Raw genomic sequence first — 21925 nt, 5'->3', positions numbered from 1 at the left:
GTCGATATCGTGTTATTCTCGCGGCAGTTTAAGACGTACCGTAACTCCTTCTCCCTCGCTGCTTATGAGGTCGATAGTTCCATTCATGGAGGCCATCAGCTTTCTGGAAATAGCGAGTCCAAGCCCCGGAACCCCCGTCTTTGTGGAGAAAAAAGGCTTGAAGAGGTTCTTCTCCTCTATTCCGCATACCCCTCCGCCGTTGTCGGAAAAGGTGATTATCACCTCGTCCTTTCCGGCGGTGGCTTTAAGCTCTATCCGCGGCGCTTCGCGCTTCGCCAGAGCTCCGAGGGAGTTGGAATAAAGGTTTGAAAGAACCTGGGTCAGTCCCCTCGAATCGAAATTGCAGCTCTTCACCTCCTCCTCCATACCGAGGGTGAAGGCGATATCCTTCGATTTGCACTCCTCTTTGAGCGTCTGCCCGAAATCGGTGAGGAAACTCCTCAGATTCCCTTTCTTCGGCCTTGTCACCTCGAAGGTTCCGAAGCTCTTGAGCGAGCGAAAGAGATTCTCCGCCCGCGACAGCTCGCCGAGGGCTCTCTCAAGATATTCCTTCACCGTCGCCTCGTCGAAGGAGGCGAGGTTGTTGCGAAGAACGTTTATGGCCATCTTGCTCGAATTGACCTGATTGCCGATCTCGTGGCGGATACCGGAAAATGCGTGGCTCAGGTGCTCCGAGACGGATTTCGCCTCGGCCAGGGCTATCTCCTTCTTCCTGTCGGTAATATCGCGAAAATCCTTGATGATTCCGGCGAACTTACCGTCCGAATGGTGAAGGGGCGAGGTCGTCAGCAGACAGACGACGTCGTCCTTCCTGTAATTTTTCCTCACCACTTCCCTGTTTTTTGCGACCTTACCCTTGCGGGCCATGTCTATGCTGCAAAGCCCGGTATCGCAGTCGGGACCGGGAAAGATGTTGAAGCATTTCGCTCCTATCATCTCCTGCCGGGGATAGCCGATAAGCTCGACGAAGTTTTCATTGACTCTGGTTATTACGCAATCGTTGTCGATAACGCAGATAGCGCCGCCGGATCCCTGAAAGAGCTGTTCGAGTTCGAGGTTTGAGCGCAGAAAATCTCTTCTGGCGATATAGCGCTCGGTCGCGTCGGTCATGGTGAGGATTATGTCGTGAGCGTCTTCCATGACCGGAAGCGCCGTTATCAGAACCTTGTAAATTCTTCCCCTAAGCTCGAAGGGGAACTCAAGGGGAGGGAAAGCGGGGTTGAGGCGGGCGGAATTCAGCGCCCTGTCCAGCCTGCTTTCCTCCGGCAGTTCCAGACATTCGTTTATCTGCAGGCCGATTACTCCCGAGATGCGGCGCCTCAGGGTTTCGAGAGCCTTGTCGTTCGCGTAGACGACCTTTCCGGAGTTGTCGATCTCGAAAACCATCCCCGGCAGCGCGCCGTAGACGCAGGAAAGCCTCCTCTTCAGCGCCTCCACCTTTTTGCTGTCGGCCCGGGGCTCCCACCCTTCCCTGCAGACCAGCAGACCCTCGCCGGAGGGGATTGCCCCCTCGTTCACGCAGCGTTCCCAGGCCTTTACAACGAGAGAAAAGGTATCTCCCGGCGGAGCCTTGGCGATCACCGCGTCGGACATGGACGTTATATAGGGATTTATGCAGTGGGGGTCGCTGCTGAGGAGAAATATTCTCGCCTCAAGCGGCTTTTCCCTGTCCCGGAGGCAGCGGATGATGGTGTCGCTTTCCACCTTGCTGACGAAAGAGCCGAGCAGAACCGCGTCGAAGGTGTTTTTAGCGAGCTCCAGCGCGGTAAAACCGTCGTTGGCGACTTCGACCAGAAAGCCGCGCCCGGAAAGGAGCTCCGAGAGGGCGGCTGTCCATTTCCTGTCTTCGTCCGCGAGCAGGAATGAGGGCGCGCGAACGCCTCCGGACGTTTCAGGTTCGGAGATCATCTTATCCATTCCAATCGCCTTGCCGGCAAATGCTTCATATCAGGTTAGCGGCGGGCCGCGAGTTCTTCTTCGCGGCCCGCCCCGACCATACCGTTTAGACTCTGAAGGAATCGGCGAGATCGGCTATGACCGAGCCGATGCGGAGCTTGGCCATGCCGATGGAGGAGTCCTTCGCGAGGACCAGCACCAGGTGGACGTGAGCCTTGCCGGGCTGGGACTTCAGGGGGTCGGTGCCTTCGTTGAGGCAGCGGACCAGAATCTCGGAGCGCTCGCCTTCGACGTGAACCATCTGGCCCCTGCCGGCGCCCATTTCGAGGGAGGCCTTCTGCGCGTTCAGAAGGACGTTGTTGGCGAGGACGCCGATGGACTTGAGATCGATCTTTTCGCCGCCGTAGAGGGCGAGGACTTCGCCGGTGGGGGTGAAGCAGGCCGCGCCCATGAAACCGTCGATCTGCGAGAGTACTGCCATTTTGTCTGCTGAGCTCATGGTTTTCTCCTTCATTGGGGTTCGGGTTAACGCAAATGCGGCTCGACCGGATAGGGACTAGCTCCGGACCGATTCGCTTGCAAATAAGTTCATCTTTATCTTTCCCATCGCTATCTCGCCGGATTCGTCGAGAATCAGGCTGAGAAAGATGCGGTTGTCTTCATCCGGCTCGTCGGCGCTGAGGCATTTGGAGAGCACGTAGCCTTCGTTAGTCTCGACCTCGACGATTTTGCAACGGCCAAGGTCGGCCTTCTCGCAGAGTTTTTCAGAGGCCTTCTGCAGTTCGATGAGGACCGGCCCGGCCTTGTCGAGATTGAGCCTGTTGCCCTCGATCCAGGTCCCCTTTTCCTTCGAGCCCGAAAAGAGGCCCGCGCCCAGAAAGCCGGTGACGGCCTCGAAATCGCGCAGCCGAAGCTGAAGACGCGCCCAGTTCAGGTCCGCCTTGTCGTCGCTTGTCTTTTTTATTCCGCGAGCCCGGGCTTCGGCCATCTCCTCGGCCTTGGCCAGTTCCCGGGCTTCGGCCATTTCCCGCGCTTGTTCGAGTTCCTGCGCCGTTGGAGTTTCCGGGGCCGCTTTCTCCGGATTCGGAGACCACTTGAGTTCCTCGGCCGCCTCTTCCAGAACCATCAGTCCGTAATCGGGAAGATCGGACTCCTGCGATTCGTCGTAGCGGCGATGGGCTTCGAGTATCAGGTGGCTGACGGGGATGCCTATCTCGCCCCTGGTCTTTCTGCACCGCGAGCTTATTTCTATCTCGGCATTCTCCCAGCAGATCATTTCGAGAGCGGCGTCGGCGCCTTCGGTCTGCCCGACCTCCGCCTGCAAAAGCTCGCCGGAAAGAAAGTAAAGCCAGCCGGTTCTCTTGCCGGACTTGACCTTTATCGTGTAGGTCTTTCCTTCCATCTCGACGAGTTGGAGGAAGGTGGGCAGAGCGATGCCCTTCAGAAATCCGGCGGAATCGGAGGAAAGCTCTTCGATTATCTTGTTTGCGAGGTCTTCGAGGTCGATGGGCTTTTCGAGGAATTTGGAGCACCCGAGGCCGCGGGTGGTTTCATAGGCGTTGGGGGAGGGATAGGCGGTCATTACTATGACGGGGAGGTTGGGGAATTTCTTGCTCATCCTGGCAAGAAGCTCCATTCCGTCCATTTCAGGCATTCTGAGGTCGGTGACGACGAGGTCGTAATGCTCGCCTTCGAGTTTCTCCAGCGCTTCGCGTCCGTTTACGGCCATATCCGCGGTGAACTGATCGGAGTACGCCTTTAAACCTTCCAGAAGGCTAAGGAGAAAAAGCTTTTCGTCATCGACTATAAGCACACGCTTCATGTGTGACCTCCTGCGAGTCTATACAGCAAAGTGCGTGCCAAGCCTGAAAAGCTTTATAAGCTATTGTTTTTATTCGTCTTTTTTATTTACTCCTCTAAAATGTAAAAATAATATCCAAATTGAACCGCTCATAATGAGCCAAGAGTCCATTTTGGACTGCCGGATTTGCCAAGTAAAGAACCAAATTTTGTGGGATTTATGGCTTTTGATTGTCTGAGGAGGCAGGAGGGGGTTTTATCCAGTTGTCGGGAAGAGCGCTCGCTTCGCCAACGGAATATCCTTTATCTTCAATGATTTTTTTGAGGGCTTCAACCCTTGACCGGGGATCGGGGTGGGTCGCCAGAAATTCCGGAGACGATCCCCCCTCCCTTGCCGCCCTTTCAAAGAATTCGGTAGCCCCGTTTGCATTTCCGTAACGGGCGACAATGGTTTCGAGGGCGAAGCGGTCAGCCGCCTCCTCCTGCGAACGGGAATATTTGAGGGAACCGATGGTGAGCGCGCCGCCGATGAAATTGTCCACGGCTTCCTCCTCCCCCATCACCAGCGACCCCAGAAAAACCAGAATCAGTCCGCGCCCCAGAGAGCGGATATGGTCCCTGTTGGCCTGATGTCCCATTTCGTGGGCCAGAACCATGGCGATTTCATTTTCACTGGCGGCCTTGTCCAGAAGCCCGGAGTAGAAAAATATCCTGCCGCCCGGAATAACGAAGGCGTTTTCCTCTTCGCTTTCGATCACTCCGACGAAAAGGGGGCCCGTGTCTACGGGGGCGTTTTTCCTAAGCTCTTCGGAGAGGGCGGCCAGATATTCTTCGCGTCCGTCCTCGCTTGCGGGGAGTTTGAAGGAATTGCCGATGGCCCTCTCCAGCCCCGTAGGCACCCAGGGAGCCCCGAAATCCACGAGGGGCCCGAGCAGCGCGTAAACAAGGGCGACGACGGCGATTATGCCGCCGGCGAGGAGAGCGAATTCTTTCAGGGGATGGATATTGGATACGTTGACGTTTCCGTCAATTTGCTTTGGGCGGTACTTCATCCAGCCACACAGCCGTTCCGTACGCCAGAGCCTCGACGCAGGTGACGCTACCAGATTTCCGGGAGGCTTCGTTGCCGATGTTGGCCGTCTCCAGCCTCATGCCCATGATGACGTAGGCCCCGCCCGCCTGCTGTTTCATTCTTACCACGGCTTCGCGGCGGGCGCGGTCCATGAGCGATTCGTACGCGACTACCCTTCCCCCCACGAGAAAGCGAAAACCGGCGAGAAGTCTTTTGAAGTAATCGGTGGAAATTACCGCGCTGCCCGTTACCATCTTTGTTTTTCTGAAGCGCGAACCCGGAGGAAAGGAAAGCCCCTCCTCCATTGTAACTATGGGCTGGGAGAGCATGGAGTTCTCCCTTCGGCAAAGCGATTCAAAATGATTTTTCTCGGCTATCGATCCCGCTACGAACCCCAGCGCGAGCAAAAAGAGGAACACTCCGATATCCCACATGGGACGGCCTCAAGCTTCTTTTTCGAGTTTTACGGCGGTTCCGTAGGCGAAGAGCTCCGCCGCGCCCTGAGCCACGGAGGAGGTGGCGAAACGCACGTTTATCACAGCGTTCGCCCCCAGGCTCCTGGCCTGAGTCACCATGCGGTCGGTCGCCTCCTGGCGGGATTCGCAGAGAAGCTCGGTGTAGCCCTTGAGCTCTCCGCCGACAAGGTTTTTGAACGACGCGGCAATGTCCCTGCCGATGTGCTTGGACCTTATCGTGCTGCCCTGAACCATCCCGTAATGTTCCGAGATGCGCATTCCGGGCACGTAGGGAATCGTAGTAACTATCACCTGATCCTCCTTTTAGCCGCTTTTTCCTGTCCTGCCGCGTTACATGCAATCGATGTTTATTTCTTTCTTCGCTTCAGGAGAGGCTTTATGTCGGCTATCGGGTTATCGAGAAGGTTGATCTCGCATTTCGAGGGAATTCTCGTTATGGAGCTGATATCGGTAATCTTGTTGAATTTGAGGTTCAGCGAGACGAGTCTCGGCAGAAAAGCCAGCGGGGTCATGTCGACGATGCCGTTGTTGGAGAGGTTCACGGATTCGAGAGTGAGAAGGCTCTCTATGCCGGCGACACTCTCGATCGCGCTTCCCTGACAGTCCAGCACGCGCAGGTCTCTGAAAAGGTCCTCCGTCAGCCTCGCCCCTTCGGGAACCTTCGCCGCCGCGCGGACGCACCTTTCGAGATTTTTATCGTTGAAGTGTATCAGGTAGGGAGCTTCCGAGGCCTTGGGAGCGGTTTTGGGCGCAACTGCCGCCGCCTCGGCCTCGGCTTTCGCCTTTGCGGCGGCTTCGGCCTCGGCTTTCGCCCTTGCCGCCGACTCGGCTTCAACTCTCGCCTTTTCCTCGGCTGCCTGACGAACCCTCCTTGCCTCTTCTTCCGCAGCAGCCCTGGCCTGAGCCTCCTTAGCCTCGGCTCTTGCCCTTGCAGCGGCTTCCCGGCTTATCCTCTCTTCCTCGTCCGCTTCGGCTTTCGCCTTTTGGGCCGCGAGGAGATCATCCTTATTCTTCTGAGGTTTGACCGTCTCAGCCGTTTTCCGGGCTTTTTCGGCCTCCAGCGCCTTTTCCCCGGCCATCTTTTCGGCGCGTTCGGCTTCGGCCCGAAGCGCCTCGGCTCTCGCGCTTTTTTCCCCGGCTGCCTTCGACTCGGCCTCTTCGCGCTCCTTCAAATCCGCCAGGGCCTTGCGCTCCTCGGCGCTTGGCCCCGGGGAATCGGCGCTAACGCTCTTTTTAGGGGCGCTTTCAGCGAAAGCGGCAGGCGCGGCTTCGGGTTTTTGCGACGTGAAATAATAGCCCGCTCCGCCCGCCAGCGCGAGCGCTGCGACAACCACCCAGACCAGAGAGCTTCTGCTTTTGGATTGCTCCCTGACGGGTGGAGGCTGTTGGGGAGCGGCGGGAGCTGCCGGAGTCGCCGCCGTTACGGGTTTTGGCGCAATCGGCGAAGTTTCGGCGGGTTTTGCGATAAAATCTTCAAGGCGCGGCGGGGCTGCAGGCTGCAAAACCTCTGCTTCCGGCTCGGGTGAAACGCTTTGCGCGTGAGCTGCGGTTTCGGCTGCGCGCGCTGTCTCCTGCGAGGTCGCGTCGTCCACAATCTGGTCGAAAAGATCGTCGATCGAACCGAAACCGAGAGACTCGGCGAGAGATTCGGGGTGAGCGGGGGAGATTTTCGACGACGCCGCAACCGGCTCTTGAACCGGCTCGCTGACAGCCATCGCAGCCGCCTGTTCCCGAGCGGGCGAAGTAACCTCAACCTCTTCCTGAATTGCGGGCAACGCCTCTTGCTCTTCGGGAATCTCGAAGCTGGTTATCAGTTCGTCCAGCGAAGGGAATTCCGTAAACTCTTCCGAAAAACCGGTTACCGGAGCGGCGCTGGCTTCAGCCGCGGCAAAGGGAGCGAGTTCGTCCTCGATTCTGAAGGGGCCGAAACAGCCCGCGCAAAGCTCGGAGGAAGGAACTTCGTCGAGGGGGACGTATTCGGTTTCTTCTTCGCTTCCCATCAGGCCGCAGGAGGTTACGAGCCCCTCTTCGCCCGATATCGTGAAAAGATGGTATTCGCAGCCGTCGGCCTCGCCTTCGGCGTTGCACAATTTAACCGCCTTCTCGGGCAAGACCACCGTCATCCCCACCCCCTGGGCGGAGTTTTTGGTCCCGGCGGAAAAAAGCGACGCGAAGCAGGTCTGGCAGGTGTCCTCTGTCTGGATAAGCGCTATAGGGGCCTGGACGACCTCTTCTCTTCTTCCCATCGCCCCGCAGGACATGAGCACCATGTCCTCGCCCTCCATCACCTTCAGATGAAACCCGGCGTCGCTTCCGGGGTCCTCCGTTCTTTCAAGACGGTAGGCGATCTTCGGAGCCGTAATTCTTGCCATTTGAACTCCTCAAAATAAACAAACCGGCCGGAAAAAGAACTCCGGACCCGTTGGGGGAAATATGATGTTTTTCGGCTTCTGAATTGAAGTTAACGAATAGTCTTAAAAAAACGATTTACCCCTGCCCCCCGCAGGACGCCCCGGCCCGAAGTTAACGTATTTTATATGAAATTCAAGCTCCGGCACAAGAAGAGCCTTTACGGTGAAACAATCTCTCCCCTCATGGTTATTTACAACAGGTCAGTCCCGAATCATTTCTTTTAAAAATCGCCTCCCTTCTTATGAAAGGCAAGCCTCAAAGCCGGGCCGGCGCCCTTGACAGTTACCCCGGCGACACTAAGCTTTGAAGAAGAACGACAAGCGTTTACGCCCTGGCGGAAAAAGGAGGAGACACCATGAAACGGATTGCGTACGTTCTGGCGATTGTTCTTTGTCTGGCGGGTGTTTCATCCGCCCAGATGATGGAGGACGGCCCCATGCGCGACATGATGGGAATGGCCCCCGCCGCCATGCCGGAGGCCATTTGCGCCGAGTTGATGGCGGCATGTCATGGTGATCTCGGCCAACTGGGGCTTTCGCCCCAGGTTCTGGAGTCCATCGAAGACAACCGCTTTGAACTGCGAAAGAGCGCCATCGGGATTGTAGCGGATCTTCAGATATCGCGCCTCGAATTAAGCCGGATTATGAGAAAGAAGGGATTCGATCCGGCCTCGGCCAAAAAGAAAGCGGAGGAGATAACCCAAAAGCAGTTGGAGCTTATCTCCAGACACCTTGAGTTTCTCTCCTCTCTGGGCTCAAAACTCACGGAGGAGCAATGGAAAAATCTACTTAGACCCGAAAAGCCTAAAGCCATGATGTCCGGCGGAATGTCCATGATGGATGGCATGCAGTCAATGATGTCCGGCTCCATGCCCATGATGAGCGGCGGAATGCCCATGATGCAGGGCGGGATGGCTCAGGCCGGAGCGCCCCGGGGACAGGCGGGACAGAGCGCGGCGGCGGCGAAAGGCGGCCAGGAGAAGGAAGAAGCGGGGGTGACGGTCAAGGTAGCGCCCCAGGGGGGCGACCGCACCCTGGTTTTCGCGGTGGTTTTCGATACCCACACGGTGCCGCTTGACGAGTACAGGTTTGAGGAGGCCGTGGTCCTGCGGGCAGGCGGCAAGGAATACAAGGCCACGCTGAAATCCCAGGAAGGCAGCGGGCACCACCGTTCGGCGATTCTTGAATTTGAAAACCCGAAGACGACGCCGATGGAACTGGTGGTCAAAGGGGTGGCCGGGGTGACGGAGAGAGTCTTTACTTTCTAGCTGAGTTTTCAGGAAAGGGGGCTACGTGGACAAAGACCCCGTCTGTTCAATGACCGTCACCGGGGATACCGCTTACAAACAGGTATTTAACGGGCGTCTCTATCTCTTTTGCAGTCAGAACTGCCTCGATAAGTTCAAAAGAGAGCCTGAGCGGTACACAGGGGCCTCGCCCTCCGCGCCGAAGGAAACGGAGCCCGCCAAGGGGCTCTACACCTGCCCCATGCACCCGGAAATAGTCAGCGACAGGCCGGGATTTTGCCCGAAGTGCGGGATGGCTCTGGAACTGCGAACCGCGAAGGCCGCCGAAGAAGAGGAGAATCCCGAGCTTCGCGACATGACGCTGCGCTTTTGGGTCAGCGCCGCCCTGTCGATACTGATACTGGTGATAACCACGGGAGTTCACCTGCCGGGGCTCGGCGAATTTTTTCATGGCCTCGCGTCCCGCAAAACATATAGCTTGTTGGAATTCCTTCTGGCGACTCCGGTGGTCCTCTGGGGAGGGTGGCCCTTCTTTGTCCGTTTCTGGAAATCACTGGAGAACCGAAGCCTGAACATGTTCACCCTCATAGGGCTCGGGGTGGGCGTGGCCTACGCCTATAGTCTGGCGGCGACCTTCCTTCCCGGCCTCTTTCCGGTTTCCTTCCGCGGAGAGACAGGCGAGGTCGCCGTCTACTATGAAGCCGCAGCGGTGATAACCACTCTGGTCCTTCTGGGTCAGGTGCTGGAACTTCGGGCGAGGAGCCGGACAGGGAAGGCAATAAAAGCCCTTCTGGGGCTCGCCCCGAAGACCGCCCGGCTTTTGAGAGAGGGCGGCACGGAAGGCGATATTTTGCTTGAAGAGGTGAAGCCCGGCGACCGCCTGCGTATCCGCCCCGGAGAGAAGGTTCCGGTGGACGGCGTCGTGCTCGAAGGGGTGAGCAGCGTGGACGAATCCATGATAAGCGGCGAGCCCCTTCCCGTGGAGAAACGCACCGGGGACAAGGTGACCGGGGCGACGGTAAACGGAACAGGCTCCCTCGTGATGCGGGCCGAAAAGGTCGGGGCCGACACCCTGCTCGCCCGCATCGTCCGGATGGTCGCCGAGGCGCAGCGAAGCCGCGCGCCGATCCAGAATCTCGCGGACACCGTCTCCGGCTACTTCGTTCCCGCCGTCGTCGGCATAGCCGCCGTAACCTTTATCGTCTGGGGATGGGCGGGCCCCGAACCCCGGATGGCCTACGCCATAATCAACGCGGTCGCGGTGCTGATTATCGCCTGCCCCTGCGCGCTGGGGCTGGCGACGCCGATGTCGATAATGGTTGCCACCGGCAAGGGAGCGACCGTGGGCGTTCTCTTCAAAAACGCCGAGGCCATCGAGCACCTGCGCAAGGTGGACACTCTGGTGGTGGACAAGACCGGAACCCTCACCGAGGGCAAACCCAGCCTCGTCACAATTCAAACTTCCGGGGGGTTCGACGAGAAGGAGCTTCTGCGGCTGGCGGCGGGACTGGAGCGCGGCAGCGAGCATCCCCTCGCTTCGGCGATAGTTAAAGGCGCCGAGAGCCGGGGAATCGAACCCGTCTCCCCCGAGAGCTTCGAGTCGCTCACCGGTAAAGGGGTCAAAGGCCGGGCCGGAGGGCGGGAGATCGCGCTGGGCACCCAGAAGCTCATGCAGGAACTCGGGGTCGATCCGGGGGCGCTTGGAGACAGCGCCCAGAACCTGCGGCTGGAGGGGCAGACAATACTTTTTATGGCGGTAGACAATAAGGCTGCGGGAATTCTGGGCGTGGCGGACCCGATAAAGGAAACCGCCGTGGAGGCTATAGAAGCCCTTCACAGCGAGGGTGTCCGCATAGTTATGCTGACCGGCGACAACCGCACCACGGCGCTGGCGGTAGCTAAAAAGCTCTCCATCGACGAGGTGATGGCCGAGGTCCTGCCGGAGGACAAGGCGAAGCAGGTTATGAAACTACAGGCTGCAGGCCGGTTCGTCGCCATGGCGGGAGACGGAATCAACGACGCCCCGGCGCTGGCACAGGCCGAGGTTGGAATCGCGATGGGCACCGGCACCGACGTCGCGATGGAGAGCGCGGGCGTCACCCTCGTCAAGGGCGACCTTCGGGGCATCGTCAGGGCGCGGCGGCTGAGCCGCGCGACTATGGGAAACATCAGGCAGAACCTCTTTTTCGCCTTCATCTACAACGCCCTTGGCGTGCCGATTGCGGCAGGGGTGCTATACCCCTTCTTCGGCCTTCTCCTCAGCCCCATTATCGCGGCGGCGGCAATGAGCTTCAGTTCCGTCTCCGTCGTCGGAAACGCCCTCCGGCTGCGAGGGGTCAGGATTTAAAAATCAGGAAAACCCGTACGGCTCTGCACGATACGAATCCGCCTTGCCGTGCTTTTCGCGGAGCGAGATTAAGATGAGACGCTTTTGTGCCGGAAGCCTCCTGTGGCTCTGCCCTGTTCTAGTGCTGGCGCTGGCCGCCGCGATTTTAGTTTTTGCAGGCGCCTCCATCCTCGCCGCAATTGTGCTGGCCCTGCTTATAGTCCTCCCGGCGATGTTCTTCTGGGGAACGATCCGGGTCCTCGGCGACGTTGCGGAGTGGGTGAAAGAGCCGGCGCCCCGCACCGAGGGGATGACCCTGAACTGGCTGGCTCCGTTCTACGATGTATGGTGCCGGGCAATCGGGCTCGGCCGGAGGTTCCGCTCGAAGACCATCGGACTAGCCTCCCTGAGGGAAGGAGAGGCGGTGCTTGAAGTCGGTTGCGGCACCGGCGTCCTTACCCGTCTCGCGGCTGAGGCCGTGGGACCCGAGGGAAGCGCGGTCGGCATCGATCCGGCAATAAGGATGATAGCCGTTGCGAGAAAAAACGCCTTCGAGATGGGCAGCAGGGCGATGTTCCGCGTGGCCGCCATCGAAGACCTCCCTTTCGCGGATAACTCTTTCGACGCGGCTTTCGCCAGCGCAATGATCCACCACCTGCCCCCGGAGGTGAAACTGGCGGGGCTGCGCGAGGTTTACCGCGTCCTGAAACCGGGAGGGCGGCTGGTGGTGGCGGATCTGGACCGCCCGGGAAACCCTTTATGGTGGCTCATCCTGTGGCCTGCCTGGTTTATGCATACTGTTCGGGGGAATCTGGAGGGGAGGCTCCCTCAATATCTTCGGGAAGCGGGGTACGAGCCTGTAACCTCGTGCGGTCAGTGGGGAGGAGTAATCGGTTTCTGGCTGGCGCAAAAACCGCTTTCATAAGAACCCATGCCGGAAGATATGTGCAAAGGCGAATCGCTTTTTTTTTACTTTATGAAAGGTTTACCGATGGGTAACAAATCTGCAACGGAGCCTCCAACCCTGTTTCGCTCCCGGCCAGGTCTCGCGCTGCTGGGTTTCCTTGGGATTGCGGGGTTTTTTCTCTTCAGCGAGCACAGGGCGCACCTTTTAGGGGCTTTACCTTATCTGCTCCTGCTCGCGTGCCCCCTGATGCATATCTTCGGACATGGAGGACACGGCGGCCACGGAGGCGGAACAAAGGGCAAAGAAGGCCACGCTCACGACCGGGAAGGAGAACCCCATGAATGACGCTCCGGCCTACGGCCTCTGGTCGCTTGTGATTATCAACTCCCTGGTCTTCATCATTTTCGCCTTCAGCTTCTCGCACCCCCGCACGAAGCGGGACTGGCGCTCTTTCGGCGCCTTTTCGGCCTTCGTCGTGGCGCTCTTCACAGAGATGTACGGCTTCCCCCTGACCATCTACCTGCTGTCGGGCTGGCTCGGCAGCCGCTACCCAGGGCTCGATATCCTTTCACACGAGGCCGGTCACCTCTGGCACACGCTTTTCGGGCTTGGAGGCAATCCCCATTTCGACGTGTTCCACATACTCAGCAACCTCTTCATCTTCGGGGGTTTCATCCTGCTTGCAGCCGCGTGGCGGGTACTTTACGCCGCCCAAAAAAACCACAAACTCGCAAAAGATGGCCCGTACGCCCGTCTGCGCCACCCCCAGTACTCCGCCTTTATCCTCATCATGCTGGGTTTTCTTCTTCAGTGGCCCACTTTGCCGACGCTTGTTTTCTTCCCGGTGCTGGTGTTCATGTACGTCAGGCTGGCGAAAAAGGAAGAGGCTGAGGTCCGCGAGGAGTTTGGAGAGGAGTATGACCGGTACGCCGAAAAAACCCCGGCTTTCTTTCCCTTTTAGTTGACAAGGGCGGTTAAATCAGGAAACTGGGAAACCGGGGACCAGGCAACCGGATAAACTTTTTCTTCGATTCGGCAGGCTGCTTAAATGGATTCTCTGGAACTGTTTAAAAAAATACCCATACGGACCGAGGACGAACTTCTCAGTCTCCACACCCCTCCCCTGACCGTCCGGCAATCCAGCCTTTCGGAGGCGGACGGCGAAGAGGTGGACGTCGCCATAGTAGGCGCAGGCCCGGCGGGTTCCATCGCGGCGCTGCACCTGGCAAGGGAAGGGTACAGGGTTTTTCTCGCCGACTGCGCCGGGTTTCCCAGGAACAAGACCTGCGGAGACGGCCTGATCAGGGATTCCTCCGCCTGCCTCGAAAGGGCGGGGCTTTCAAAGTGGCTTGAAGAAACGGCCTACCCGGTCAACACTTTTTCAATCACCAGCCGCAAAAAACGCACCGCAAACGGCACCGCTCTGACAAGGGTGGTTCAACGAAAGATTCTCGACGCGAAACTGGCCGAAACAGCTATCCGGGAAGGCGCGGTTTTCGCCAGGGCGAAGGTTTCGGACATTGTGGAGGGCGCTGGCGGAGTGACTCTTAAATTTCAGGACTCCACCGCCGAAATCCGCGCCGGCTACGCAATCGTAGCCACAGGAACGAGCCACGAACTCGTCCGGAAGATCGGTTCGGGCGAAAGGATACCGCCTTACAGCGCGGCTATAAGGTGCTACGTGAGTTCCAGCCACGATTACCCGCGCATGCGGATAGTTCTTTGCGGAGACGACATTCCGGGTTACGGCTGGGTTTTCCCGATGGGCAGGGGACTCTTCAACGTAGGAATAGGCTATACCTCCAGAAGCTCCCGTTCGCTGAGAATCAATCTCTACTCGGAGTTCGAGAGGTTTTTGGGGATTTTGCCCGAAGGGAAAGAACTCGTCTCCGCCGCCAGCGCCCGCTCTCCCTGGCTCGGCCACCCCTTGCGCTGCGGGTTTCAGGGCGCTCCTCCGCTGCTGGGGGAGAGAATACTGGCGACGGGGGAAACCATCGGGACGACCTATCCCTTTTCCGGCGAAGGGATAGGCAAGGCTATGGAATCGGCGGAGCTTGCGGCAAAGGCGGTATCGACCGCGCTCAAAACCGGGAACCCCGGCGAACTTGGTCTTTACCCAAAAGAGATCGACACCGTGCTTCGGCCGAAATACAGGGGCTACTTCATCGCCGAAAAATGGCTGGCAAGCCCCTGGCGCAGCGAACTTTTCATCGCCCTGGCCGAGAGGAGCACCCCTCTTCGCAGAAGGATAAAAGCTATTCTGGAGGAAACCGCCAACCCCAGCGCGGTTTTTTCCTTCAGGGGGATTCTGGGGTCGCTCCTGCGGAAATAACCTTTAGCCGCAGGAGAGCGATTTCATTCCCTCACGGTTGTCAAAGCCCCGGCGCGTGGCACTCTTAGGGTATCTCTCGCAGGCGGTTTTTCTCTCAATAACAGCGCCAGAGGTAAATGATCATGCGTTTTTCCGATATCCCTCTTTCCCAGTGGCTCGACATGCTCGCTTCAAGGAGGGCCACGCCTGCCGGCGGGGCGCTCGCCTACGTCACTCTGGCGAGCCACTCGGCGCTCTTCGCGAAAATATGCAGGCTCTGCGGAGGCGAAACGGACGTGTTTCTGGCTTACGCCAAGGAGTTTCTGACCCTCGCCGAAGAAGACGCGGACAGTTATCTGGAGATACGCAAAGCCCAGTCCCCTTACGACCTGAGCGAGATGCTGAAAAAAGAGATAGCCAGAGCCAAGATAGCCCTGGAATTCATCGAGGCGGCGGCGGTGACCTCGATTCCAAAGGAATATCTCCTCATACCCGACCACGAGTCCGCGCTCAACCTCTCAATCGGGTCGGCCGCGACCATTCTCGACAACGCCGACGTCAACATCCGCACGGCTACAGGCAAGGGAGTGGACACTCTGGGGCTTCTGACGGAAGTAAACCATCTGAAATCGAGATTGGCGGAGTATAAGGAGAAGGTCGAATACCGCTAGGAAAGCCTGCCAAAAACTGCTGCGAGCCCCGTCTACCGCGTCGCGTGCTCGCTCGTCGCTCGCCTAACACCCGGTTATGTCTCGCTTCTCGCTGCGCGTCTCCTTGAATCCGGGGCTTCTCGCGACGTTTTTGACAAGCTTTCAGGCCGTTATCTGCATCGCCCTTTCGCTGTGGGATTTCTCGCCGGGAGCGGAAAACCGCGCCGGTAAACTCACTCGTCGGATATTGGTGTTGTTTCTCGGGCGAAGGTCAATACGGGGCTTCTCGCGACGTTTTTGACAAGTTTTCCGGCTGTTATCCGGCGCATCCTTTCCGCCCCGTCTTCCTCTTTCGGCGAATAATTCCCCGACTTATTGGTTTTAGCGAAGGAAGATCAGGCGCTTTGCCCCGTGGAATCCGCATCTACGGCAAGAAACGGCGCGGGCTCTTTTTTCCTGTACGCTATGGCCTGCGCCGAAGCTATCAGGGTTCCGTTTCTCAGGGTAACCTTCAAATCGTAAACACCGGTTCTGGCGGTCGTCGCGACCTCGACAGCCTCGGCGGCAAGAACGTCGCCGGGCCTCGAGGCCGTGACGTAAGTCACCGAGATATTCAGGGCGTAGGCGGCGCACCCCCGGGAGTTGCAGGCAAGCTGGAACGCCTCGTCCATAAGCCCGAAGATGGCTCCTCCGTGGGCGGTTCCGAAAAGGTTGGTCATAGAGCCTGAAACTTCCATCTCGCAAAGCGCGTAACCCGGATCGACCTTAAGGCAGCGGATTCCAAGCAGGCGGGCAAAAGGCTCGCTGTTGGAGAGGTTCTTGAGCGCCGTGCTTTCCCGGCCTTCACTTTCGGCGACATGGATTTCCTGCATGGAACCCTCGTTTAGAGGTGCTGGCAAACACACCCTTTGTTTTTATCTCCAATGCTTCCCCACCTTTTTCATCACGCGCTAAAGGGTCTCCGGGGAGACGACAATGGAATATAACGTGGTTTTAAAGCGCAAGAGAAGGATAATGCAAAGGCCGGGCGCGGTCAACCGCTGCCGGTTTTTTTTATGGCGTGAAGAAGTTTTATCAGGGAATCAGTTGTCGAGGGCTTCTCGCACAGAGAGGACGAGTTTGTCGAATCTGAAGGGTTTTCTGACCCAAATGTAAGAGCTCAAACCCTTCATCTGCTCGTCAATGGTGTTCTCGGCGTATCCGCTGGCGATGATGATTCTGACTTTAGGGTTGATCCTCTTCAGTTCCGAAATCAACTCTACGCCTCCCATGCCGGGCATGCCGAGGTCAGCCATAACGAGGTCTATATTCTCCCAGTCGGCGGAGTAAATCCGAAGGGCCTCTTCGCCGCTCAGGGCTCCGGAGGTCCGAAACCCCCGAAGTTCCAGAAGTTCCCTTGTGGACATGAGTATTGCGGGCTCGTCGTCGACGATGAGGATGTTCTCCTTGCCTTCGGGCAGTCTCGAAGCGGGAATGGGCTTCGCCTCTTTCACAAGCCTGCGCCGCTCGGCGGCGACCGGGAAGAGTATTTCAAAACCTGTCCCTCCGCCGGGCAGGGCGTGGCAGAAGATCTCACCGTCGTGATTTCTCACGATGTTGTAGACGGTGTAGAGGCCGAGGCCCGTGCCCTTGCCGACCTCCTTGGTGGTGAAGAAGGGCTCGAAAATCCTGTCGCGTATCTCTTTGGCGATGCCCTGCCCGCTGTCTTCCACCAGAAGCCTGACGAAAGGCCCCTTCGCTTCACCTTCCAGCCCCGCCGATACCGGCACGTTGGCGGTTGTCACCCTTATCGTTCCGCCGCCCGGCATGGCGTCTCTGGCGTTCGTGGCAAGGTTTATTACGATCTGCTCTATCTGGTCGGGAACGCCGTTTATGGGAGAAAGCCCGGAGGCAAGGTTGTTTTCAATGACGACGTTCTTCGGAAGCGCCTGTTCCAGCATTCTCAAGGCGTTTGCGACGTTCAGGTTTATCGAGAAGGTGTGTATCTCCTGAGGGCTGGGCCTGCTGAAGGTGAGGATGCGGTTTACAAGGTCGGCTCCCCGGTCCACGGCGGAAGATATCTTTTCCAGGTAAACGTTTTCCGGCTTATCCTCCAGAGTATGGCTCATAATCTGGGTACAGCCGCTGATCACCTGAAGAAGGTTGTTGAAATCGTGGGCGACTCCCCCGGCGAGGGTGCCGACCGCCTCCATCTTCTGCGCCTGCCGAAGCTGGTCTTCGAGCTCGGTCTCCCGCGAGATGTCCTGCTTGACCGCGACGTAGTTGGTTATCCGCCCGCTGTCGTCACGGACGGGCGAGATAGTGCAGCGCTCCTTGTAGACTTCTCCGTTCTTCTTCTTGTTTGTAAAGCCGCCCCTCCAGACCTTGCCGGAGCGGATCGTCCTCCAGAGATTTTCATAAAATTCGACGCTGTGTAAACCGCTTTTGAGGATGTCGGTTTTTTTTTCCACCGCCTCTTCGGCGGTATAGCCCGTTATCCTCTCAAAGGCCGGGTTTACGAACAGGATCACCCCGTCCGGGCCGGTGACGACGATCCCCTCGTCAGCCTGGGTGACGGCGGTTATAAGCCTCCTGCGGTCTTCCTCGGAGGCCTTCTCCTGCGTTACGTCGTGAACTATGCCGATGGTGAATTGCGGGTTTCTGCGCTCGTCGAAGACCCAGGAGGCGGTGAGCCGCACCAGAACCACCTCGCCCCTCTTGGAGAGGAGCCGGGTCTCTATGTTCGCGGTCTGGCGGTTGCCGGTAAGCACCTGCGCGAGGGCAAGGGAGCTTTGTCTTCTGTCTTCCGGGTGAGTTACGTCGGTAAGGGTAAATTCCGCGAGCTCCTCTTCGGTATAGCCCAGCATCTTGCAAAGGGCGGGGTTTGCGGAAATAAACTTTCCGGAGGGGTCGCAGGCGTAGATTCCGTCCATGGCGTTGGAGAAGATCGACCGTAGCCGCTCTTCTCTCTCACGTAGTTGCCTTTCGACCTCTTTTTGCTGGGTTATATCGAACATTGCCCCGACGATTCCTTCTGTGCGTCCGTCCGGGGAGTGAAAGGAGGCCTTTGACGCGAATAAATCCTTCCTGCTGCCTGAAAGGTCCTTGACCGTCATTTCGTAGGATATTCTCCCGCCCTTCTCCAGAACCGCCCTGTCCGCCTCCTGTTCTATTACGCCGTCATCCCCCGGAAAGACATCTTCCGGTTTCCTGCCCTTGAGTTCTTCCTGGGACAAGCCGAAAAAGTCGCTGTAGGCGCTGTTGCAGCCCAGGTACCGCCCCTCGGAATCCTTGAAGGTTATCGGCGTAGGTATGGCGTCGAGTATCGACCCCAGAAGCAGAGTCTGGCGGGAGAGCGCTTCCTTCGCCTCTTCGATCTGGGCTACGTGCTGCTCGCGCTCCTCCTCTCTCTTTTTGCTCTCCGAAAGGAGGTTTTCGAGGTGCATCGAGTGAAGCAGGCGCTTTTGCCTGGAGAGGGAAAAGACGAAAAAGGCGATAACTCCTATTATTCCGAGCATCCCGATGAGGATCATCGTGGCGAAGAGCCTTCGGGTAATCATCTGTTGCTCTGTGACGTCTACGAAGATATAAAGCCTTCCCACTTCGCCGCGGCCGGCGTCGCCGAGAGAAACCCAGTCCACCCGGTAGCGGCGAAGGCCGATTTCCGTTTCCAGATCGGTTCTCTTTGAAGGCGCGGGGGAATTGAGTGTTTTGCCGAACTCGGCCAGATTCTCCGAAAATGTGCTCTGGACTACGACGATGGAGGAAAAATCGTCCCATTTTGAACGGCTTCCGAAGAAACCCGCCCCGGTCTCCCACCCAGCGCGATCAAGCCACTCCTTATTGAGAGTAAGCAGCCAGTCGTTGCCCAGAGTCGTCTTCAGGCTCTGGAGAACGTGGCCGATCTCCTCACCCATCTCCACGTACCCGATTACCCGCCCCTTGTCGCGCCACGGATACACGACCCGCAGGGTAAAGGTGCCGAGGGGGCCCAGTTCAAGCGCAGATGCGGGCTTCCCTGTCTTTATCGCCTTTTTGAGGGATACCCTGTCTATCTTGTCGCCGAACCTGGCGGGGGTGTGAACTCGCAGGAAATTCACGCCGTTCGTATCGTGGAAGTAAAAATGGGTTATGCGAAAATCCCTGTTGGCTTTCCAGTAAAGGGGTTCGGCGACGGAAAGAAGGGCTTTACGGTCGTTTTTATTCCAGGCGTCTTTCAGTTCGGGATTTTCGATTGTCTGATCGAGGAGGGCGCTTATAATCTCGGTGTCTTTATCGACGTGAAAGTGAAGCAGGTTTTCGGCTGACCTGAGGCTTGCGTCGACCTCCCTTCCTATCTGGGTCTTTTGCAACAGGTAGAGGCCCATGATAATGGAAACCAGAAGCCCGGCCACAATCAGTACAGCGTAGCCTACGAATTTAAGATGAGATTCGGTCTCTGTGGTCATCACTGCCCATCCGTAAGGATTTGCCCGGACGCCGTGTCATCCTGCGGGAGAGTTCAATCTGTTCTTTCAGGATGTTACGTCGAACATGATAATTGTTACTATTTTAATACAATTTACAATAAATTGCCTCAACTTTATGAAAAGCAGGGAATTTACTGGTTTTTCCCCTCTTGACTGTTGTTTTCATGCCCTATAGTCTAACCGGACTATTAGCTGAACACACTCCACTTAAGGAGGCCTTTTTATGAAAAGGTTATTGATTATCCTGGCATCGGCTTCTCTCCTGGCCGGCTGCGGCGTATCAAAGCAGCTCTATGCCGAGAAGGAAGCGGCGCTTGCCGCCTGCCAGACCGACCTTGGAACCTGCAACAAGGACAGGGACGATGCAAGGGCCGAGCAGGAAAAACTGCGTTCCGAACTCAACAACGCCCGCACCGAACTGGACAAGAACAAAACCGGCCTCTTCGGCTGCGAATCCGGGCTCAAAAGAACCGAAAGCGAACTGAAGAAGGCTCAGGCCGACCTTCTCGCCGCCCAGAGCAAGCTAACCGCGATGCAGGGCAGCACCGGGAGTCAGGAACTGAACCTTGCTCTCAAGGCGTGCCGCGACGAGTCGGGAGCTATCAAGGAAGACCTTGAAAAAGCGCGCAGGGAAGCGGAGGCGATCCGCCAGCAGGAGGCGGATCTCAGAAAACGCCTCGAAAAAGAGCTGGCCGACAAGAACGTGGAGATTGAAAAGCTGAAGACGGGCGTTTCCCTGAGGGTTCTCGACTCGATCCTTTTCGATCAGGGCACCGCCGAGATAAAAGCTTCCGGCGCGGTAATTCTCGACAAGGTCGCCGGCGCGCTGGCGGGCTCCAAAGACAGAATCCGCGTCGAGGGCCACACCGACGACATGGCCGTCGGTCCCACCATCAAAGACAAATGGCCCTCCAACTGGGAACTCTCCGCGGCAAGGGCCGCATCCGTGGTGCGCTACTTCCAGTGGGGCAAGTCGATCGACCCCGCCCGCATGGAGGCTGTCGGCAAGGCCCAGTACCATCCCGTCGCGCCGAACGACAAAGAGGCCAACCGCATCAAGAACCGCAGGGTGGAGATAATCCTCACTCCAGTGGCGAAGTAAACAGGTTAACAAAAAAACCACTGCCAGCGCCTTCGGGCAATTTACTGAGTACAAAAAGGGGAAGAGCATTCGCTCCTCCCCTTTTTCGTCTCTTAAACAATCCAAATTGTAATTGTTGGGTTTCGCTTACCGGTTACGATAATCTCGATCCGCAGACGGTTCAGCTTTTACAACAGTCTTGCTTCCGGGGTTTGGCCGCTCAACCGCAACCTACATTCGTATGCCCATGAATAACGGAGAAGTTTTTTCAAATCCGGCAAACTATTTCGGCGACCCGCCTTCGCTAAAGCTACGGCGCGGCTTTCCGTTCCCGGCGAGGAATCCCGCAGCGAGAGGGCGAGACAGTAGCAGCGCTACGTCGAGACCTTGAGCGAGGACATGACGATGCCGGGGACGGAAAGGATGCGCCGGATTATTGCTGTTTTCTCTCGAAACCCAAAACGTTCGGCACCGCCCACCCCACCCCCGCCGGAGCATAAAACCCGCGCAGACTCCCGGCGTCAACGAGAAGCTGGGCCTCGTTGCCGCCCTCGGCGTACTGAAGTTTTTTAAGGCCGATGGGAAGGTCCAGCAGGATTTCGACGAGGTCGTGCATGGAGAGGGAGGATTTTGTGTGGATGAAAAGCACCCTCCCCTTTTTGTCCATTCCGACGAGCGCGGCGGGCCATTTTTTCTCCTGCCGGGTCCAGGTGTTTTCGCGCTTGCCGGAGAGCATCCGTATGGACTGCACCGCCCCCTCGTACTTCTCCAGTTTGGCAAGGTCTTCTTCTTCGAGATCGATGATGTCCACGGGAGGCAAACCGTCTTCGACGGGGTCGAAGAGCAGCACCGACTGGTTCTGCGTAAGGCGGGGGTTGTTGACGTAGCCGCGCTTCCGAAGAAGGCTGACGCTCGTGACGCCGTCTTCCTGGTACATCGAGGCGTTGATGGCGACGCACAGGTTTTTTCTGGCCGCCCAATCCCTGACCGTCCTGCTGACCCCTCCTTCGCCGGGCTCCAGGGCCGAATAAAGTTTCATTGTGAGCAGATTGGGGTCTATTCTCACGACGCGGACGAGGCTGTCCCCGTCGCCCGCCTCCGGAGACAGTTCAAATTCCGCGAATTCGACCCCCGGTTCGAGGGTCTTGAAACGGGAAGACCAGCCGGGGACGCCCGCAAGCCTGACTGATAAAAAGACAAGCGCCGACAGGGCCGCAAGAAATACCGCCGCCTTTTTAAGCCTTGTCCGGAAGGTTTTGTCCAACCTCTTATTCCTCAGGGTGTTATAAAGTCTCGGATA

At 57.7% G+C, this 21925-nt stretch carries 18 protein-coding genes; 8 read left to right on the top strand and 10 right to left on the bottom strand.

What is annotated here, in order from left to right; genetic code table 11:
* Positions 1-12 precede the first annotated feature (12 nt).
* The 7 genes from EPN96_08910 to EPN96_08880 all read right to left on the bottom strand — a co-directional run bounded on the left by EPN96_08910 (position 13) and on the right by EPN96_08880 (position 7616).
* Positions 13-1917 (bottom strand): PAS domain-containing protein, encoded by a 1905-nt coding sequence (locus tag EPN96_08910; GenBank protein ID TAL16550.1) that lies wholly within the window; start codon positions 1915-1917, stop codon positions 13-15.
* 85 nt (positions 1918-2002) lie between these two features.
* Positions 2003-2395 (bottom strand): hypothetical protein, encoded by a 393-nt coding sequence (locus tag EPN96_08905; protein TAL16549.1) that lies wholly within the window; start codon positions 2393-2395, stop codon positions 2003-2005.
* Between the two features lie 57 nt (positions 2396-2452).
* Entirely contained in the window at positions 2453-3718 is a 1266-nt protein-coding gene (locus tag EPN96_08900) for a response regulator (GenBank protein TAL16548.1), read from the bottom strand.
* A 196-nt stretch (positions 3719-3914) separates the two neighbouring features.
* The gene (locus EPN96_08895) at positions 3915-4748 is read right to left on the bottom strand and encodes a hypothetical protein (GenBank protein TAL16547.1); all 834 of its coding nucleotides are present in this window, start codon (positions 4746-4748) and stop codon (positions 3915-3917) included.
* The gene (locus EPN96_08890) at positions 4723-5202 is read right to left on the bottom strand and encodes a heavy metal-binding domain-containing protein (protein ID TAL16546.1); all 480 of its coding nucleotides are present in this window, start codon (positions 5200-5202) and stop codon (positions 4723-4725) included. Before EPN96_08890 ends, EPN96_08895 begins: the two co-directional genes overlap by 26 nt.
* A 9-nt stretch (positions 5203-5211) precedes the next feature.
* The gene (locus EPN96_08885) at positions 5212-5535 is read right to left on the bottom strand and encodes a YbjQ family protein (protein ID TAL16545.1); all 324 of its coding nucleotides are present in this window, start codon (positions 5533-5535) and stop codon (positions 5212-5214) included.
* A gap of 56 nt (positions 5536-5591) precedes the next feature.
* Positions 5592-7616, bottom strand: a complete 2025-nt coding sequence (locus tag EPN96_08880; GenBank protein ID TAL16544.1) for a hypothetical protein — start codon at positions 7614-7616, stop codon at positions 5592-5594.
* A gap of 395 nt (positions 7617-8011) precedes the next feature.
* On the opposite strand from EPN96_08880, the gene EPN96_08875 reads away from it, so the two are divergent.
* From EPN96_08875 to EPN96_08845, 7 genes are all read left to right on the top strand, one after another.
* On the top strand, positions 8012-8923 hold the full coding sequence (locus tag EPN96_08875; protein ID TAL16543.1) for a hypothetical protein: 912 nt from the start codon (positions 8012-8014) through the stop codon (positions 8921-8923).
* A gap of 25 nt (positions 8924-8948) precedes the next feature.
* Entirely contained in the window at positions 8949-11249 is a 2301-nt protein-coding gene (gene cadA / locus EPN96_08870; protein ID TAL16542.1) for a cadmium-translocating P-type ATPase, read from the top strand.
* A gap of 295 nt (positions 11250-11544) precedes the next feature.
* Positions 11545-12153 carry a methyltransferase domain-containing protein gene (locus tag EPN96_08865; protein ID TAL16577.1) on the top strand — a complete coding sequence of 203 codons (609 nt, stop codon included), beginning with the start codon at positions 11545-11547 and terminating at the stop codon, positions 12151-12153.
* A 66-nt stretch (positions 12154-12219) separates the two neighbouring features.
* Entirely contained in the window at positions 12220-12480 is a 261-nt protein-coding gene (locus tag EPN96_08860) for a DUF2933 domain-containing protein (GenBank protein ID TAL16576.1), read from the top strand.
* Positions 12473-13096: an isoprenylcysteine carboxylmethyltransferase family protein gene (locus EPN96_08855; protein TAL16541.1), complete on the top strand. Its 624-nt coding sequence runs from the start codon at positions 12473-12475 to the stop codon at positions 13094-13096. The genes EPN96_08860 and EPN96_08855 overlap by 8 nt, the downstream gene beginning before the upstream one ends.
* An 87-nt stretch (positions 13097-13183) precedes the next feature.
* Complete coding sequence (locus EPN96_08850) at positions 13184-14467, top strand: NAD(P)/FAD-dependent oxidoreductase (protein TAL16540.1); 1284 nt, start codon at positions 13184-13186, stop codon at positions 14465-14467.
* A gap of 122 nt (positions 14468-14589) precedes the next feature.
* Positions 14590-15117, top strand: a complete 528-nt coding sequence (locus EPN96_08845) for a hypothetical protein (protein ID TAL16539.1) — start codon at positions 14590-14592, stop codon at positions 15115-15117.
* A 374-nt stretch (positions 15118-15491) separates the two neighbouring features.
* On the opposite strand, the gene EPN96_08840 is transcribed toward EPN96_08845, so the two are convergent.
* Both EPN96_08840 and EPN96_08835 read right to left on the bottom strand, forming a co-directional pair.
* Complete coding sequence (locus tag EPN96_08840; protein ID TAL16538.1) at positions 15492-15968, bottom strand: hotdog fold thioesterase; 477 nt, start codon at positions 15966-15968, stop codon at positions 15492-15494.
* Positions 15969-16178: 210 nt separating this feature from the next.
* Positions 16179-19523 carry a PAS domain S-box protein gene (locus EPN96_08835; protein TAL16537.1) on the bottom strand — a complete coding sequence of 1115 codons (3345 nt, stop codon included), beginning with the start codon at positions 19521-19523 and terminating at the stop codon, positions 16179-16181.
* Between the two features lie 244 nt (positions 19524-19767).
* Between EPN96_08835 and EPN96_08830 the strand changes: the two genes are divergently transcribed.
* Positions 19768-20646 (top strand): hypothetical protein, encoded by an 879-nt coding sequence (locus EPN96_08830; GenBank protein TAL16536.1) that lies wholly within the window; start codon positions 19768-19770, stop codon positions 20644-20646.
* A 412-nt stretch (positions 20647-21058) separates the two neighbouring features.
* Here the strand turns inward: EPN96_08830 and EPN96_08825 are convergent, their stop codons facing one another.
* Positions 21059-21889 carry a phosphodiester glycosidase family protein gene (locus EPN96_08825; GenBank protein ID TAL16535.1) on the bottom strand — a complete coding sequence of 277 codons (831 nt, stop codon included), beginning with the start codon at positions 21887-21889 and terminating at the stop codon, positions 21059-21061.
* Between the last annotated feature and the right edge of the window lie 36 nt (positions 21890-21925).

This window comes from bacterium, from assembly GCA_004322275.1.
Lineage (GTDB): Bacteria > Desulfobacterota > Deferrisomatia > Deferrisomatales > BM512 > SCTA01.
This window is presented reverse-complemented; position numbering and strand designations above follow the sequence as displayed.

Excerpts from the sequence above, each read along its gene's own strand:
- EPN96_08905 (TAL16549.1), bottom strand. The coding sequence starts at position 2,395 with ATGAGCTCAGCAGACAAAATGGCAGTACTCTCGCAGATCGACGGTTTC.
- EPN96_08840 (TAL16538.1), bottom strand. The coding sequence starts at position 15,968 with ATGCAGGAAATCCATGTCGCCGAAAGTGAAGGCCGGGAAAGCACGGCG.
- EPN96_08830 (TAL16536.1), top strand. The coding sequence starts at position 19,768 with ATGAAAAGGTTATTGATTATCCTGGCATCGGCTTCTCTCCTGGCCGGC.
- EPN96_08860 (TAL16576.1), top strand. The coding sequence starts at position 12,220 with ATGGGTAACAAATCTGCAACGGAGCCTCCAACCCTGTTTCGCTCCCGG.
- EPN96_08895 (TAL16547.1), bottom strand. The coding sequence starts at position 4,748 with ATGAAGTACCGCCCAAAGCAAATTGACGGAAACGTCAACGTATCCAAT.
- EPN96_08835 (TAL16537.1), bottom strand. The coding sequence starts at position 19,523 with ATGACCACAGAGACCGAATCTCATCTTAAATTCGTAGGCTACGCTGTA.
- EPN96_08875 (TAL16543.1), top strand. The coding sequence starts at position 8,012 with ATGAAACGGATTGCGTACGTTCTGGCGATTGTTCTTTGTCTGGCGGGT.
- EPN96_08850 (TAL16540.1), top strand. The coding sequence starts at position 13,184 with ATGGATTCTCTGGAACTGTTTAAAAAAATACCCATACGGACCGAGGAC.
- EPN96_08890 (TAL16546.1), bottom strand. The coding sequence starts at position 5,202 with ATGTGGGATATCGGAGTGTTCCTCTTTTTGCTCGCGCTGGGGTTCGTA.
- EPN96_08845 (TAL16539.1), top strand. The coding sequence starts at position 14,590 with ATGCGTTTTTCCGATATCCCTCTTTCCCAGTGGCTCGACATGCTCGCT.
- EPN96_08880 (TAL16544.1), bottom strand. The coding sequence starts at position 7,616 with ATGGCAAGAATTACGGCTCCGAAGATCGCCTACCGTCTTGAAAGAACG.
- EPN96_08855 (TAL16541.1), top strand. The coding sequence starts at position 12,473 with ATGAATGACGCTCCGGCCTACGGCCTCTGGTCGCTTGTGATTATCAAC.
- EPN96_08900 (TAL16548.1), bottom strand. The coding sequence starts at position 3,718 with ATGAAGCGTGTGCTTATAGTCGATGACGAAAAGCTTTTTCTCCTTAGC.
- EPN96_08910 (TAL16550.1), bottom strand. The coding sequence starts at position 1,917 with ATGGATAAGATGATCTCCGAACCTGAAACGTCCGGAGGCGTTCGCGCG.